11 protein-coding genes are annotated in these 15,395 nt (G+C 71.1%); 6 read left to right on the top strand and 5 right to left on the bottom strand.

What is annotated here, in order from left to right; genetic code table 11:
- The first annotated feature begins 90 nt into the window (after positions 1–90).
- The 3 genes from ACZ5SK_RS37665 to ACZ5SK_RS37655 all read left to right on the top strand — a co-directional run bounded on the left by ACZ5SK_RS37665 (position 91) and on the right by ACZ5SK_RS37655 (position 4,122).
- A complete protein-coding gene (locus ACZ5SK_RS37665) occupies positions 91–909 on the top strand; it encodes a class I SAM-dependent methyltransferase (protein WP_334578896.1) in 819 nt (272 codons plus the stop codon).
- Positions 910–1,226: 317 nt separating this feature from the next.
- Positions 1,227–2,342 carry a C40 family peptidase gene (locus ACZ5SK_RS37660; RefSeq protein ID WP_334578895.1) on the top strand — a complete coding sequence of 372 codons (1,116 nt, stop codon included), beginning with the start codon at positions 1,227–1,229 and terminating at the stop codon, positions 2,340–2,342.
- A gap of 265 nt (positions 2,343–2,607) precedes the next feature.
- Positions 2,608–4,122, top strand: a complete 1,515-nt coding sequence (locus ACZ5SK_RS37655; protein ID WP_334578894.1) for a PP2C family protein-serine/threonine phosphatase — start codon at positions 2,608–2,610, stop codon at positions 4,120–4,122.
- Positions 4,123–4,206: 84 nt separating this feature from the next.
- On the opposite strand, the gene ACZ5SK_RS37650 is transcribed toward ACZ5SK_RS37655, so the two are convergent.
- The 4 genes from ACZ5SK_RS37650 to ACZ5SK_RS37635 form a co-directional block, all read right to left on the bottom strand.
- The gene (locus tag ACZ5SK_RS37650) at positions 4,207–4,545 is read right to left on the bottom strand and encodes a DUF2516 family protein (protein ID WP_416071165.1); all 339 of its coding nucleotides are present in this window, start codon (positions 4,543–4,545) and stop codon (positions 4,207–4,209) included.
- 210 nt (positions 4,546–4,755) lie between these two features.
- Entirely contained in the window at positions 4,756–5,412 is a 657-nt protein-coding gene (locus ACZ5SK_RS37645; protein ID WP_334578893.1) for a hypothetical protein, read from the bottom strand.
- Positions 5,413–5,516: 104 nt separating this feature from the next.
- The gene (locus tag ACZ5SK_RS37640; RefSeq protein ID WP_334578892.1) at positions 5,517–5,936 is read right to left on the bottom strand and encodes a helix-turn-helix domain-containing protein; all 420 of its coding nucleotides are present in this window, start codon (positions 5,934–5,936) and stop codon (positions 5,517–5,519) included.
- Positions 5,937–6,048: 112 nt separating this feature from the next.
- Positions 6,049–8,178, bottom strand: a complete 2,130-nt coding sequence (locus tag ACZ5SK_RS37635) for a WD40 repeat domain-containing protein (RefSeq protein ID WP_468577120.1) — start codon at positions 8,176–8,178, stop codon at positions 6,049–6,051.
- A gap of 190 nt (positions 8,179–8,368) precedes the next feature.
- On the opposite strand from ACZ5SK_RS37635, the gene ACZ5SK_RS37630 reads away from it, so the two are divergent.
- The 3 genes from ACZ5SK_RS37630 (at position 8,369) to ACZ5SK_RS37620 (ending at position 13,199) form a co-directional block, all read left to right on the top strand.
- Entirely contained in the window at positions 8,369–10,402 is a 2,034-nt protein-coding gene (locus tag ACZ5SK_RS37630) for a WD40 repeat domain-containing protein (protein WP_334578890.1), read from the top strand.
- Positions 10,403–10,579: 177 nt separating this feature from the next.
- Positions 10,580–12,631: an outer membrane protein assembly factor BamB family protein gene (locus ACZ5SK_RS37625; protein WP_334578889.1), complete on the top strand. Its 2,052-nt coding sequence runs from the start codon at positions 10,580–10,582 to the stop codon at positions 12,629–12,631.
- 43 nt (positions 12,632–12,674) lie between these two features.
- A complete protein-coding gene (locus tag ACZ5SK_RS37620) occupies positions 12,675–13,199 on the top strand; it encodes an AAA family ATPase (RefSeq protein ID WP_334578888.1) in 525 nt (174 codons plus the stop codon).
- Here the strand turns inward: ACZ5SK_RS37620 and ACZ5SK_RS37615 are convergent.
- Positions 13,189–15,321, bottom strand: coding sequence for a HelD family protein (locus ACZ5SK_RS37615; RefSeq protein WP_361702136.1), 2,133 nt, complete (start codon positions 15,319–15,321; stop codon positions 13,189–13,191). The genes ACZ5SK_RS37620 and ACZ5SK_RS37615 overlap by 11 nt on opposite strands.
- Positions 15,322–15,395 lie beyond the last annotated feature (74 nt).

Here is a 15,395-nt window from a genome sequence, read left to right as displayed (position 1 = left end):
GTGAGTCGCTCAACCGTTCGAGGGTGACGCGCGTCACGGGGGCCGCGAACGCCGACGGGCCGGCGGTGGCGCCGCATTACCCTCGTGGGTATGACATCCCGCGCCCCCGCCCGCCCCGTGGGCACGGTCACGCGCGGGACGACCAATCCCAATCGGCTGCGCCGCATGGACCGCTGGATCGCCGCCGCGCACGGCCGTGAGCTGCGACGGGCCGTCGATCCGGTCGCCGTCGACCTCGGGTACGGGGCCGCGCCCTGGACCGCCGTCGAGTTGCTGACGCGCCTGCGTTCCGTCGCGCCCCGCGCGCGCGTGGTGGGCGTCGAGATCGAACCGGCCCGGGTCGCCGCCGCCGAACCGTACGCGCGCGAGGGGCTGCTCTTCCGGCACGGCGGGTTCGAGATCCCCGTCCCCCAGCGCCCGCACCTCGTGCGCGCCGCCAACGTCCTGCGGCAGTACGACGAGGACGAGGTCGCCGCCGTCTGGGAGCGGCTGTGCGCGCGGCTCGCGCCGGCCGATCCGGCGGCCGGGTCCCGCGGCGGGCTGCTCGTCGAGGGGACCTGCGACGAGATCGGGCGGCGGCACGTATGGGTCGCGCTCGGGCCGGAAGGACCGCGCACGGTCACCTTCGCGACCCGGCTGGGGTCCCTGGAGCGGCCCTCGGACCTGGCGGAGCGACTGCCGAAGGCACTGATCCACCGCAACGTCCCGGGTGAGCCGGTGCACGCCTTCCTGCGCGACTTCGACCGCGCCTGGGCGGCGGCCGCGCCCTACGCGTCGTACGGCGCCCGTCAGCGGTGGATCCGCGCGGTGCGGGACCTGACCGCCGACTGGCCGCTGACGGACGGGCCGACGCGGTGGCGGCAGGGAGAAGTGACGGTGCGGTGGGGGGCGTTGGCGCCCCGCGGTTGAACGCGAAGACAGGCGCCGCGGTGAAACACGAAGACGTACACCGCGGTTGACCGCCAAGACGGGCGCCGGAGGTGAACTCCGGGCTTCGCCAAGGGTTCCCCAAGGTTCCTCAAAGTCGTCGGGAACGATCCCCGTGAGTTGTTCGTCACAATGACGGGGAGATCGTCATACCGGGGTGGGTGAATGGGGAGGAACTGCGGGCGTCGGCACCTGTGTCATCGCTTCTGTCACCGCCTCTGTCGCTTTCGGTCGTGACGTGGCACGATCCCCCGAGCACCGTAAGTTACTGACGGTAAATCAGGTTTGGGGGACGGGGTATGGGTACGGGCAAGCGCGGCCTGCTCGCGGCGGCCGTGGCCGTGGTCTGCGCGATCACCGTGCTGGGGGTCCCCGGCGTCGCGTTCGCCGCCCCCAGCGCTCCCGAACCCGGCGCCGGCCCCAGTCCCACCACGTCGACGGCGGGATCGTCGACCCCTCCGCTGCCCTCCACCGCGTCCGACCCGGCCCTGGAGGCCGTCCGCGCCAAGCTCGAAGCGCTCTACCACGCCGCCGCGGTCGCCACCGACGCCTACAACGCGGCCGAGGAAGCGGCGAAGAAGCAGTCCGCGGAGATCGTCGAACTCGCCAAGAAGATCGTCGCGGGCCAGCAGAAGCTCGACGACCTGAAGGACCGCGCGGGCGCCGCGGCCCGCGCCCAGTACCGCACCGGCGGCCTGCCGGACGAGGCGCGGTTGATGCTGAGCGACAACCCGTCGGAGTTCCTGGACGGCGCCGGCCGGGTGCTCCAGGGCGAGCGCGCGACCAACGGCCTGATCGGCGAACTGACCCGCACCCAGCAGGACTTGGAGCAGTACTCCCAGGACGCCTCCACCCAGTGGCAGAAGCTGGAGGACGGCCGCAAGACGAAGGCGACGGCCCAGAAGAAGATCGAGACGGAGATCGCGGCGGCGGAGAAGCTCGAGTCCCAGCTGGAGAAGAAGGAGAAGGAGCGCCTCGAACAGCTGGAGAAGCAGGCCGCCCAGGAGGCGCAGACCGCCTGGCTGGGCACGGGCGTCCTCGACGGGATCAAGGGCTCGGCCTCCGTACAGGGCCAGAAGGCCGTGCAGTTCGCCACCGCGCAGATGGGCAAGCCGTATGTGTGGGGCGCCGAGGGACCGGACTCCTTCGACTGCTCCGGCCTGACCTCCGAGGCCTGGAAGAGCGCCGGGCAGCCGATACCGCGCACCTCGCAGGAGCAGTGGAAGCAGCTGCCGCACGTCGCCGTCGAGGACATGCGCCCCGGCGACCTGATCATCTACTTCGACGACGCCAGCCATGTCGCGCTGTACGTGGGCAACGGCTCGATCATCCACGCCCCGCGCCCGGGGCGGACGGTCACGCTCGCGGGGGCGGGCTCGATGCCGATACTCGGGGTGGTCCGACCGGACGCGTGAGCGTGGCCACATGAAGTGAGCCACGTGACCCACGGCACCTTCGTCCGGCCCCCAAACCCCCGGCGGACGTGACGTTCGTCATCCCGGCCCGGCTCCCGCCCTGCCCAACTGCGGTACGGAACGCGGCATATGACAGCGGCCAGAGATCAAGCGGCGTGTCGCACACCATTCCGTTGCGACGCCTTCTGCCGCTATGGTCCCGGTCGGTGGGTCGAGGTCCCTCGTCCCCGCCATGCCCTCGGGGGGAGGGAAGGAACCCAAGACGATGCCCGTACCCGTACCGCGGCAGAGAGCGATCCCGGCCGTGGAGAGTGGTCAGGCGCAGGCCGCGCCCGCAGTCGGCGGCCCCTCCAGGGAAGAAGCCGCCCGCCACGAGGAAGCCCTTCGGGGCGAAGTGGCTCTTCGCGAGGAAGAGGCTCTTCGCGAGGAGGCGACGGCAGCCGAGAACGACGGCCCGCTCAACGCCACGCCCGCCGACGGCGTCCACCATGGCGTGAGCACCACCGGCGTGAGCGCGAAGAACGTCAGCACCGAGGGCGTCAGCAACGAGAACGTCAGCACCAAGGGCGTGACCTCTCAGGGCACGGCGGCCACCCCCACCGCCCACACCACCCTCACCCTCCTGATGATCGAGGACGACCCCACGGCCGCGCCGATCGTCCACGACCTCCGCGACTCGGACGGCAAGCCGATCCGGGTGCGCACCGCCCGCAACCTCACCGAGGCCGAGCGGCTGCTCACCGACGACGTGCACTGCATCCTGCTGGACCTCGCGCTGCCCGCGCCCGGCAGGGCGAAGGAGGCCGACGACGAGCTCGCCGTCCTGCGCCACGTGCTCCGGCTCGCGCCCCGGCACGCCGTGCTGGCACTCACCGCGTCCGGCGACGCCGAGCGCGGCGCCGACGCGGTGCGGGTGGGCGCCCAGGACTACCTGTTCAAGGACGAGCTGGACGGCCGGCTGCTGAGCCGCGCGATCCGGTACGCGGTGGAGCGGAAACGTTCCGACACGGCCGAACGGCGGCTCGCCGAGGGCAAGCTGCGCGCGCAGGAGAACGCCCGCCTGGAGCGCGGCCTGCTGCCCACGCCCCTCCTGGAGGGCTCACCGCTGCGCTTCGCCGCCCGCTACCGCCCCGGCCGCTCGCGCGCGCTGCTCGGCGGCGACTTCTACGACACCGTCCGCACGCCCGACGGCACCGTGCACGCCATGATCGGCGACGTCTGCGGGCACGGCCCGGACGAGGCGGCGCTCGGCGTGGAGCTGCGCATCGCCTGGCGGGCGCTGACGCTGGCCGGGCTGTGCGGGGACGAGCTGCTGAACACGCTCCAGCAGGTGCTGGAGCACGAGCGCGACGACGACGAGATCTTCGCGACGCTGTGCACGGTGGACATCGCGCCCGACGGCCGCCGGGCGGGCCTGTGCCTGGCCGGTCACCCGGCGCCGCTGATCGCCCGCCCGGACCGGCCCGCGCGCCTGCTGCCGTACGACAACAACGGGCCCGCCCTCGGGCTGCTGCCGGGCGCCCGCTGGCCGAGGATGCAGGTGGAGCTGGGCGCCGAGTGGAGCCTGATGCTGTACACCGACGGCCTGATCGAGGGGCGGATCGGCGAGGGCCGCGAGCGCCTGGGTCAGGACGGCATGGTGGAGATGATCCGCCGGCAGCTCTCCGAGGGGCTGCGCGGGGAGGCGTTGTTGCGGGCCGCGGTGAACGAGGTGCGGGAGCTCAACGGGGGCGAGCTGACGGACGACGTGGCCGTTCTGCTGCTGGATCGGGTTCCGTAGGCGGCGCAGCCGCATATCGATCCTGGAGGGCACTGAGCCCCTCCAGGACCAGGACCGGGACCGGGACTACCGGGATACCGGGATCTACCGGCCGCCGTTGTACGGGCCGTACGGACCGTCGCTGCTGCTGCCGCCTCGCCTGCGGCCCCAGCCGCCGCCACCGCCCACCTGCTGCAGGGCGGGGCGTACGTCCACGAAGAAGACGATCGTGGCGACGAGGCCCGCGAGCTGCAGGAAGAGCATCGGCACCAGGAGGTTCACCGCGACCGCGATGCCGAGGATGATCAGCCAGAAGCCCTTGTTCTGCTTGTCGGCGGCCCGGTACGCGTCGTCTCGGAACAGGGCGGCCATCACCAGTGCCACCACGGCGAGGACCAGCATGGCGAGGTAGAGCACCCACACCAGCCCCGCGAAGCCTGTCATCAGCACAACGCCCACCACCCGATTCGACGCGTCTTGTCTCGACTCGACTCGACCTGCTCGTCCGTACGCGGTCACCGTACCCGCAACCGCGCTTCCGCTACCCGTACAACGGGCCGGGCACTCCATGAGTGCCCGGCCCGTGTCGTATGTCCCTGTCCGCCGCGTCCGCCGCGTCCGTCCCGGCGGTTCCAGCCGTCCCGGTCGTCGGTCTCACTTGGCCGGAGGGGTCGGCTTCTTCACGGTGGTGGTCTTGCGGGCGACCGGAGCCTTCTTGACGGCGGGCTTCTTCGCCGCGGCGGGCTCGGCCTTGGCCTCGGCCGGAGCGGGCTTCGGCTCCTCCTTGGCCGCGACCGGCTCGGCCGCGGGCTCGACCACGATCGCCAGCTCCTCGATCTCCTCGGCGGCCTCGCCGCGCCAGGTCTTCACGGCCTGCTCACCGTGCTCGGCGACCTTCTCGTACGTCTCACGGGCCTTGACGGCGTACTCGGCGGCGACGCCGACACCGCGCAGCGCGAGGTCCTGGGCGGACTCGCCGAGCTTCTTCAGGTCGGCGTCGAGCGTGCTGCCGAGCTTCTTGATGTCCCCGTCGAGGGTGCTGATGAAGTCGGTGACCTTGGTCTGGAGGGTCTCCTGCGCCTCCTTGGCGCGGGCGGTCGCCTCCTTGGCACGGGCGCCGGCCTTCTCCTGCACGGCCTTGGGGTCGGTGTTGCGGACGGCCTCGAAACGGGCCGGGGCCTCGGTGCGCAGCTGCTCCACCAGACCCGGCACCTTCTTCGCCTGCTGGAGGGCCAGGTCGGCGGTGCCTGCGGCGAAGTAGAGCGGAGTCGGGTCGCTGAAGGTCTTGCGCAGGTCGTCGGTGATGGCCATGGTGAAGGTCCTCCCGGATTCACGTTCGTCGTGTACGTCGTGTGCGTCGTTTTCGGCTGAGGGTCGTGCGGGTCCGCAGTGGGGCGGCCGGTCCCCTGGTCCGGTCAACTGGCCGTCTGCTGCGGATCGGCGTCGCTCGCGTGCTCCTGGGCGTCCGCCGCACCGTCGCCGTCCACGAATCCGTTCTCCTTGCGGAAGGACTCGTAGATCTGGAGCAGCACCTGCTTCTGCTGCTCGGTCAGCGTGGGATCGGCGAGGACGACGGCACGCGTCTCCACTTCGTCCCGATCCCGCTCCGCGTCGAGAATTCCGGCCCGCACGTACAGCGTCTCCGCGGAGATCCGCAGGGCCTTGGCGACCTGCTGCAGCACCTCCGCGCTCGGCTTGCGCAGCCCGCGCTCGATCTGGCTCAGATACGGATTGGACACCCCGGCGGCATCGGCGAGCTGCCGGAGCGACAGCTGCGCGTTGCGCCGCTGTTCGCGCAGGTACTCACCGAGATTGCCGACGTTGAGCGATGCCATACGGCCACTGTGCACCACTCCCGCTAACTATTGCAAGCACATGCTTGCAATAGTGTGTCGCGCCACGCCCTTCCTGGTGAACCCCATCGCGGCAGGTATCACGCAAGCAAGATCAGTAGCGATGGGTCAGGACCGCCATGTCCGCGCCGAAACCGACCACCAGCCGCCCGTCGGGCGCTACCGTCACTCCCCTGATACGGGAAGGAAAGGCATACGCACCGATCTGCTGCCCTGTACTCGCGTCCCACATCCACACGGTTCGGTCGCCGCCGGCGACGACGACAGGGCGACCGTCCAGCGTGCCGGTCGCCCCTGCTGACACCTCACTGGTGTGTCCCGTCAGCGGCGGTGCCAGCAGTTCGCCCGTGGCCAGGTCCCACAGATGGACTCCTTCTGTCCCGTCGCCGGTGAGAAGGACGCTGCGGCCTTCGAGCGTCTCCAGGGCCAGAGCGCCTCCTTGCTGCGGCTGCACTCCGATCCATCGACTCGCGGTCAGGTCCCAGACGCGGCCTTCCCCGGTCACACCGACGAAGCGGCCATCGACTTCCGCGAAGAAATCGATGGAGGGGCTGGTGTACTCGCTGGTCGACCGTCCGTGCAGCTCTTCCCGGGTGGTCAGGTCCCATATGCGCACCGTCTTGTGCCAGTCGCCGCGCGTGAGGAGGGTGGGCCGTCCGTCCACCGTCCCCACCGCCAGCAGGTTCACGACGGTGGTATGGGCGGTCAGGGGCTCACCGAGCTGTCCCATGCCGTCGAGGTCCCAGAACCGCACCTTCGTGTCCGACCCGCCCGTGACGATGACGCAACTGCCGTCCACGACGGCCGTGGTGACCCCTACTACGGAGCCGACATGACCAGGCAGCCGATTGCCCGTCTCCCTTTCACCGTCGAGGTCCCAGATCCGAACCGATCTGTCGTCGCCGGCGGTGACCGCGAGGTGACGCCTGTTCAGCACCGCCGTCGCCGCTCCCCGCACGGCCGCCTCATGGCCCGTCAGCGACGGACGCAGCTGCCGGAAAGTGGACAGATCCCACACCTCGACCGGCCCATGGGCGTATGCGACGAGGGCGGCGGGGCGGTCGTGGAGCACCGTCACGGCCGCCGTTTCCACGGGCATGACCGCAACGGGGTCGACGACCTGCTCACGCGTGGCCAGGTTCCAGACGTGCACCTCGTAGCCGTTGGCGCTGACGGCCATCGGGCACTCGGACGCCGGATCCGTCACCAGAAAGTGCGCCATGGCGTTGACGTCCAGACTGACGCAGTGCCCTGCCTGCTCATCGCCGTCATCGCCGTCATCGCCGCCTTCCACCGTCCGGTCGTACGCCTGGTCCGCGAACACGGCAGGCCCCTCGGGACGGTCGTCCAGGGCACCGAACTCCCGTCCCGTGACCAGGTCCCACACCCGGACGGTTTCCTCCCCCGTGATCAGGTCCGTCGCCCCGAGTTCCTTGGAGTGGCTGGTGGCAACGACGGGATGGCCGTCCAGCACCGCCGTCGCCAGAGCGGACACGAATCCGGTGTGAATGGTCAGCGGCTCACTGTGCTGGGAGAGGGTGGCCAGGTCCCACACCCTCACCACGTCATCGATGCAGGCGCCGACCACGACCGGCCGGCCCTCGACCAGTCCCGTGGCCAGCGCTTTCACCCAGGAATCATCGTCGGCGGAGCACGCGCCGATCAGTTCTCCCGCCGCCAGATCCCACACCCGGACGATTTTGTCGAAGCCGCCGGTGACGGCGACGGGACGACCGTTCAGCACCGCTGTCGCCAGAGTTTCCACGGCGCCGGTGTGAGCGGACACGGCCTTGCCGAGTCGGCTGCCTGTGGCCAGATCCCATGCGTGCAACGTGCCGTCCTTGCAACCGGCGACAGCGAGCCCACGGCCCTCCACGACCACGGTCGCCAACACGCCCACCTTCGCCGGCACCGGCAACGCATACCGCAGCCGGGAATCCAAGTCGCTGCCGGTCGCCCACTGCACGACCCAGGGGGCATCCAGCTCTGGCATCTCTGGGCGGACCGCAACCGTGGCGATGTCTCTCGCCAGCTCCCGGTTCCCGAACCGGGCGGCGTCCAGCGCCAGCACCTGCCGCCGCACCCCCACACCGGCATCACGGTGCACATGCCCTGACGCCCGGTACACCGCGGCCGCCAGCAGCTCCTCCTGCGAGGCAGCGCCGTCCAGGCCCGCGAGGACCAGCTCCGGATCGCCGTGAACCAGCCATCCAGGATCGGTCAACCGCCCACTCACCGGCGCGACTTCACGGGCCGGGCCACTGCTTCGGAGTTCACCAGACATAACCGGCATGTTGACATGCTCCTCGGGCTGAAGCCCGGGATTTGGGCCGTCCCGGGGCCGATCGACACGTTCACGACGCCGGACACCAAGTCGCCCCCTGGTTGTCAGTGCCGACTGCGAGACTCGTCGCATGATTCCGAAGCTGCCCTTGCGCAGCCCTCGTTGGCGTGATCTCGACGGTGTGAAAGTCGAGGAGGTGGAAGCACTCCTGGAGCAGTTGGCGTCCGCGGCCGCCACCGGGAGCGGCGATGCGTGGAGGCAGACCTGGACACACCTGACCGGCGGCCTGATAGACGACGGAGTCGTCTCCGACGGGGCCTATGCGGCCCTGCCGCATCTCGTCGAGGCGGCAGCGGCCCTGCCTCCGGAACAGACCGTGGACTTCTGGGTGGACATGGGATTCATCATGACCGCCGACTACAGGCCCCCCGTCCCGGCCGATCTGGAGGCGGGGTTCGGCGCCGCACTGCGCCTGGCTGAGCGGGCGGCGACCCGGAGCCTCCTCGCCGCCGACACTCCCGCGCAGGTCTGCGCCCACCTCGTGCTCTCCTGCGTGGCCTTCGCCGGCCATCACACGGGCGAAGCGCTGTGGCAGCTCCTCGATCTCGATGAAAGTAGCCTCGTGCTGGTGTGTCCCGAGTGCGGGAGCGACACCGAGATCCCCGAGTTCTTCATGGACTCGGCGCGTAAGCCTTTCGAGGCTCCGGTGCTGACTGATCCCGCCCCTGCCCGGCAGGGAGGGCACCCCTGGGAGGAGGTCGCCACGGCATTGCGGGAGGAGGCGCTGGGGAAGGAGTGGGAGCCCTTCCTGCGGGTGGCCCGCGACGTCGCGGTGGCAGGGGTGCTACCCGAAACATCGGGGCAGGCCGTCCTGTGCCTGGTCGCCTGCATGGCCGCGGTCAGGGGCACCCCGCAAGGGGCCGCAAGGGAACTGGCCCGCCAACTGATGTCCCTCACCGGACACTTCCGCTGCTGGGACTGCGAGCAGACGTGGACGATCGCCGACGGCCTGGCGGAGAACCCGTACGATGCGCGCCCCCAGCACCCCGCGACCCAGGCGTGGACGGACTCCGACGGGTCGGCTGCCGCGGTGGAGCCGGCAGCGCCCGGACGAACAGGTGGATCAGCGACTCGGTTCCGGCAGGACGGGAACGCGGTACTCGCGGCCGACGGCACGCCCTGGGGCCGTATATCGGCGTTTTCCGATGCCGCGCCCGGTTCATCCGGGGGTGTCAACGCACTGGCGGTGGTGTCCCGCCCCGGTCGGCCGACGCTCGTGGCCGGCGCCGGGGACAGGGGTGTGATGTGCCTGTGGGACGTGGCCGACAACCGGCTCGTCCATGAGCCGCTGCCAGGGCATCCTGACCGTATCCGCTCGATGACGGCCCTGCCCCTGCCCGACGGCCGCGTCCTTCTGGCGAGCGGAGGCGACACCGGGACGATCGCCCTGTGGAACCCTGACACCGGGCAGCCGGTTCGCGAACCGGCCGGCGACTGGCCCGGCGGGGTGACCGGGATGTGTACCGCGACCGTCCCCGACGGCCGCACCCTGCTCGTCACCGCCACCCCCAAAGGGGCGGTCCGACTGTGGGATCCGGACACCGGTGAGTGCGTCGGGCGCCTCAACCCCTATGGCAGTCCGATCCAGTCGATCGCCGCCGTCCCGATCTCCGCCGGCCACACGCTGATCGCGGCCTCGGACACCGCGGGCCGCCTTCACGTGTGGGATCCGGCCGTCGACGACCCCTGGGAAAAGGGCGCGGCCGTGCAACTGAACGCACGTGCGCTCGCCGATGCCGACCACCGTGTGGCAGCTGTGGCGGCCGTGCCCACACCCGAGCGAACGTTGCTGGCCACGGGAGACAACCTTGGCGTGGTCATGCTGTGGGACCCTGCCACCGGTGCCCCGATCGGCGACGGTTTGCCCGCCTCCCTGGACACCGCCGGCCTGCCGGTCATCACCGCCACCACCCTGCACGGCGGCCGCACCGTCCTGGTCGCCGGCACTCGTCACGGTCACCGGCTGCGGGTATGGGAACCGGAGACCGGCGCGGTGGGGCACATCGCCCTGGACGTGACGCTCACCTCTGTGGCCACCGCGGGTCCGGATCTGATCGTCGGACACGACCGCGGAGTCCTCAGCCTCCCGCTCACCAGGCAGTGAGCGTGTTCCGCGGGGCCGGACGCGGCCAACGGGCTCTGGAACTACGTGGATTCACGGTTGCACTGCTCAAACACGACACGTCAGGGTTCCGTACGTTCTCGGCTTCCGTGGCGTGGTCGCGCGCAGAGCGTCAGGCGAACACCCAAGGGCGAACAGTGCTGTCGGGAGGGGGAAGCGATGGCTGGTGTCGAGGTGGACGACAGAACGCTGTGGAGGGTGCCCGGCGGGGACATGCTCTACCGGACGCCCGCGATGGCCGACGGCACCGTCTACGTCCCTGACGATGACTTCGATCTGGTGGCGATCGACGCGGGCGCCGGACAGCGACGCTGGACACTGAGCAACGACTCCGCGATCGAGGCATCGCCGGTGGCCGACACCGGCGTTGTGTACTTCGCCGACAGCGCCGGCTGTCTACAGGCGGTGGACGCCGCGACCGGAGACGTGCGGTGGAAGTGGGGACCGCGCCGGTCGAAGCTGTCGATGCCGACGGTCGCGGACCACATCGTGTACGCCGCTTCGCACAACGGCAGGATGTGGGCGGTGGACGGGCTCACCGGTCGGCCGGTGTGGGACGTCAAGGTGGCGGACTATCGCACCTCCAGCAATCCACCGCCGACAGTGGCCGACGGTGTCCTGTACGCGGCCGTGGGCGGGCATCTGCTGGCCCTGGACGCGGCCACCGGAAACAGGCGATGGGACGTCTTTCCCCACCGGGGCGTTCGGATGTCGCCGACGGTGGCCGGCACCAGCGTGTATGTGGGCAATGACGAAGGCGTCGTCGCGATGGACACGGCGACGGGTGAGGAACGCTGGCGCCTGTCCACCGGAGGGATGGTGTTCGCGAGCCCCGCGGTGGCCGAGGGCATCGCGGTCGTCGGTGTCGACGGCTGGTACCTGATCGCGATGGACGCCGAGACCGGTCGGGAAAGGTGGCGGCTGAAGACCCGCGGTGAGATCTACGCGAGGCCGGCGATCGCCGACGGCACGGTGTACGCAGGCAGCGCCGACGGGCGCCTGTGGGCGGTGGACGCTGTCACCGGCGAGGCACGGTGGAAGGTCAGGACCACCAAGCCGGTGCACTCCGCGCCGTTGGTGAGCGGTGGCACGGTGTACTTCGGCAGCCTTGACCAGCACCTCTACGCCGTGCGGGCTCATCGGCCGGGTGAAGCTCCCGTCGAGGACCACCGCGCCGCCCCTGCCCAGCGCGTACGGACGAGCGCCGATCGGGGACCCGCTCCGGCAGGCCCCGCTCCGATCGGTGGCACCGTCCGCTGGCGGGTGCAGGCCCCGGGTGCGAGGGACAGCACGGCGGCTGTTGCCGACGGCGTCGTGTACCAGACCACCTACCGCGACCTGTTGGCGCTGGACGCCGCCACAGGCCAGGAACGGTGGCGACTGACGTCCGCCGTCCTGTTCGACTCGTCACCAGTGGTCGTCGACGGCAGCCTGTACATCGGCACCGGGAGGCACCTGTGGGCCGTGCACACGGCCACCGGCCACATCCGGTGGAAGTGTGCGACCGGCTACGTGAGAGGTACGCGACCGGCGGTGGCCGACGGCACGGTGTACCTGGCTGTCGGTAGGCGAGCCCTCTGGGCCGTGGACGCGGCCACCGGCCGCAAGCGGTGGAAGCAGACGCTCAGGCCACGGCGCCCACGCTCCTACAAGCGGTTCACCTGCCCTGTGGTGGCCGACGGCCGGGTCTACGTCTCCTTCCCGTACGACCGCTTGTGGGCGGTGGACGCCGCCACGGGAAACAGGCTCTGGGAGGTGGGAACCAAATCCTCACCGTTCGCCTCACCGGTGGTGGCCGATGGCACCCTCCATGTCGGCGTCGACCATGGCCTGATCGCGCTGGACGCCGCCAGCGGTGAGCAGCGGTGGCAGAGGCCCTTCGACAGTCAGACGTGGTCCACGCCCGCGGTCGTCGACGGGATCGTGTACATGGGCAGCGAGGGCTGGTACCTGTGGGCCGTGGACGCGGCCACAGGGGAGGAACGCTGGAGGCAGGAGACCGGAGCCGCTGTTCATTCGTCGGCGGCGGTGGCGGAGGGGACCGTGTACATCGGCAGCGAGGACCAGTCGCTCTGGGCGGTGGACGCGGTCACCGGTGAGGAACGCTGGCGTCTGGAAACCGGCGGGGAGGTGGCTTCGACGCCGGTGGTGGCGGACGGGACCGTGTATGTCAGCAGCGAGGACGATTTCCTGTACGCGATTCGCACCTGACGCCCACGGGCCGGCGGCCCGTGGGGCGCTAGCGTCGGGTGTCATGATCGTATGGCTCAACGGCACCCACGGCGCAGGCAAGACGACGACCAGTGCACTCGTGCAGCGGCTGATCCCGGATTCACGGGTGTTCGACGCCGAGAAGGTCGGGGAGACGCTCATGGACATCACGCCGGGGCTGCCCGCGACGGACAACTTCCAGCACTGGCCGCCGTGGCGGCCGCTCGTCGTCGAGACCGCCCGCCGGGTGCTCGACTACACCGGCGGCACCCTGGTGATGCCCATGACCGTCCTGGTCGAGGAGTACTGGCGCGAGATCAGCACGGGTCTCGCCCAACACGCCATTCCCGTACGGCATTTCGTCCTCCACGCCGACCAGGAGACCCTCCGTGGACGCATCGCGGGCGACATGGTTCTCGGCCCCAACTCCCCGTTCCGCCTCGCATACCTGGAGCCCTACGCCGAGGCGGCCCGCACCTGGCTGCACGACGAGGCCGAGGTCATCGACACCACGCACCTCACCCCCGCCCAGGCCGCCCGGCAGATCGCCGAGGCCCTCAAGAACTGAGGCCCGCCACTCGTCCCTCCCAAGGCAGTTCCCGCTCATGCAGCACGTCCAGGCGGGACACCGCGCGGGTCAGGACGACGTAGAGGCGGTTCAGGCCTCGTTGTTCTGATTCTGCGATGGCGGCCGGTTCGACGGCGACGACGTGGTCGTACTCCAGGCCCTTGGCGAGGGTCGCGGGGACCGTCGTCACCCGGGCGGCCGGGTCGTCCGGGCCGGAGTTCGGGATGCCGGCCGTGGTGAGGGCCTCGCGTACGCCGTCGACCTGTGCGTCCGCGGCGATGACGCCGACCGAGCCCTCGTGGGCGAGAGCGTCGCGTACGGCGGCGACGACCGCGGCGTGCAGGTCGCCGTCCGCCCGCCGGATGCGCAGCTCGCCGTCCCGGCGCAGGGAGTGGGCGCGGGGCACGTCGGCGTCGAGGCGGTCGAGGAGGCGGCTCGCGAGGGTGAGGACGGCGGCCGGGACCCGGAAGCCCATGGTGAGCGGGACGATCGTCGCGTCGGGCTTGCCCAGGTGGGCCAGTTGCACCGGCCAGGAGGTCGCCGCCCAGGGGGCGGTGCCCTGGGCCAGGTCGCCGAGGACGGTGAGCGAGCCGAAGGGGACCCGGCGGGCGACGGCCCGGCACTCCATCGGGGAGAGGTCCTGGGCCTCGTCGACGACGACATGGCCGTACCCCTGGGGATGGGCGAGGAGGCCGGCGATCTCGTCGAGGAGGACCAGGTCGGCGGCCGACCAGCGCGCCGACTTGAACGAGCGGGGCGGGCGCGGCCAGTGCAGGGCCTGTTGTTCGTCGGGGTCGAGGAGGCCGGCCGCGGCCCGCGCCAACTCCTCGGGGTGGGTGAGGAGTTGGGTCAATACCTCCTCCGGGCGCGTCTTCGGCCACATGGCGTCCACGCACTCGCTGACCGCCCGCGCCCGTTCGATCCGGCGGATCCAGGCGCCCGGGGGCGGCCCGCTCCGGCGTTCGGCCTGCTCCTGGATCCGGCGCACGATCCGACTGCGCACCCGCTCCCGCCCGGTCTCGTACGGCAGTTCCTCGGCGAGCACGCCCGCGACGATCTCCGCCAGCGCGCGGCCCGAGACGCGCCAGCAGTAGGAGCCGTCGGGAACGGAGAGGCCCCCGGCGCGGTCGGCCGCAACCCGTCCGTAGACCGCGCGGCGCAGCACCTCGGCCATCCGGGCGTCGTGTTTGAGGGCGGCCGTCCGGTCGGGGTCCGCCCCGGTCACCGGGTGGCGGGCGATCTCGTCGTGCAGGGTCGACTGCCGAACGCCGGTCTCTCCGAGGGAGGGCAGGACCTCCGCGATGTAGCGCAGGAAGGTGCGGTTGGGGCCGAGGATCAGCAGGCCGCCGCGCTGGATGCGGCGCGGGTTGGTGTAGAGGAGGTAGGCGGCCCGGTGCAGGCCCACGGCGGTCTTGCCGGTGCCGGGGGCGCCCTGCACGCACACCGACTCGGTGAGGTCGCCGCGTACGAGGTCGTCCTGCTCGGGCTGGATGGTCGCGGCGATGTCCCGCATCGGGCCGACGCGGGGGCGTTCGATCTCGCGGGCGACGATGCCGCCCGGCGCCGCGGGCCCGCCCCGGCCGAGCTGTTCGGCCGGGGGCTGCTCACCGGCGCCCAGGCGCTCGTCCTCCAGGCCGGTGAGGTCGGTGGAGTCGCCGCGGCTGCCGGGGGCCCAGCCGAAGCGGCGTCGCACGGCCACGCCCTGGGGGTCGCGGGCGCTCGCCTGGTAGAAGGCGCGGGAGACGGGGGCCCGCCAGTCGACGACGAGGGGCGGGGCGGCCGGGTGCTCGCTGATGCGGAGCCGGCCGATGTGCTGGGCGAGACCTTCGTGCTCGCCGCCCGTGCCGTGCGCGAAGTCGAGCCGGCCGAAGAACAGGGGGCCCTCGGGCAGCTCGTGCAGGGCCTTGGCGTGGCTGCGCAACCGGTATCCGAGGACTTCGGCGTCGGCGCCGGACGCGGAGACGTCCTCGCCGGTGATCACCTGGAGGTCGGCGCCCTCGACCATCGCGGTGAGGGCGGCGCGGCAGGTGTCGTGGTGGGCGCGTTCCTGGAGGAGGGCGGTGTCGAGGTCCTGCGGGTCAGGGTCCGCGGCGTCCTTCGGGGTGAGTTCGGGTGCCGTCATGGAGCAAGGATAACGAATAACGTAACCGAGTTACATATTTTACCGAGAATCAGGATGCCGCCGGGGTCAGATCA

The sequence above is a fragment of the Streptomyces sp. NPDC031474 genome (assembly GCF_055581185.1).
Note: the sequence above shows the minus strand (reverse complement) of the source record. Positions and strands in the feature narration are given on the sequence as shown.

Bases quoted from the DNA above. Each gene is read 5' to 3' on its own strand.
- ACZ5SK_RS37665 (WP_334578896.1), top strand. From the start codon at position 91: ATGACATCCCGCGCCCCCGCCCGCCCCGTGGGCACGGTCACGCGCGGG.
- ACZ5SK_RS37660 (WP_334578895.1), top strand. From the start codon at position 1,227: ATGGGTACGGGCAAGCGCGGCCTGCTCGCGGCGGCCGTGGCCGTGGTC.
- ACZ5SK_RS37655 (WP_334578894.1), top strand. From the start codon at position 2,608: ATGCCCGTACCCGTACCGCGGCAGAGAGCGATCCCGGCCGTGGAGAGT.
- ACZ5SK_RS37650 (WP_416071165.1), bottom strand. From the start codon at position 4,545: ATGACAGGCTTCGCGGGGCTGGTGTGGGTGCTCTACCTCGCCATGCTG.
- ACZ5SK_RS37645 (WP_334578893.1), bottom strand. From the start codon at position 5,412: ATGGCCATCACCGACGACCTGCGCAAGACCTTCAGCGACCCGACTCCG.
- ACZ5SK_RS37640 (WP_334578892.1), bottom strand. From the start codon at position 5,936: ATGGCATCGCTCAACGTCGGCAATCTCGGTGAGTACCTGCGCGAACAG.
- ACZ5SK_RS37630 (WP_334578890.1), top strand. From the start codon at position 8,369: ATGATTCCGAAGCTGCCCTTGCGCAGCCCTCGTTGGCGTGATCTCGAC.
- ACZ5SK_RS37625 (WP_334578889.1), top strand. From the start codon at position 10,580: ATGGCTGGTGTCGAGGTGGACGACAGAACGCTGTGGAGGGTGCCCGGC.
- ACZ5SK_RS37620 (WP_334578888.1), top strand. From the start codon at position 12,675: ATGATCGTATGGCTCAACGGCACCCACGGCGCAGGCAAGACGACGACC.
- ACZ5SK_RS37615 (WP_361702136.1), bottom strand. From the start codon at position 15,321: ATGACGGCACCCGAACTCACCCCGAAGGACGCCGCGGACCCTGACCCG.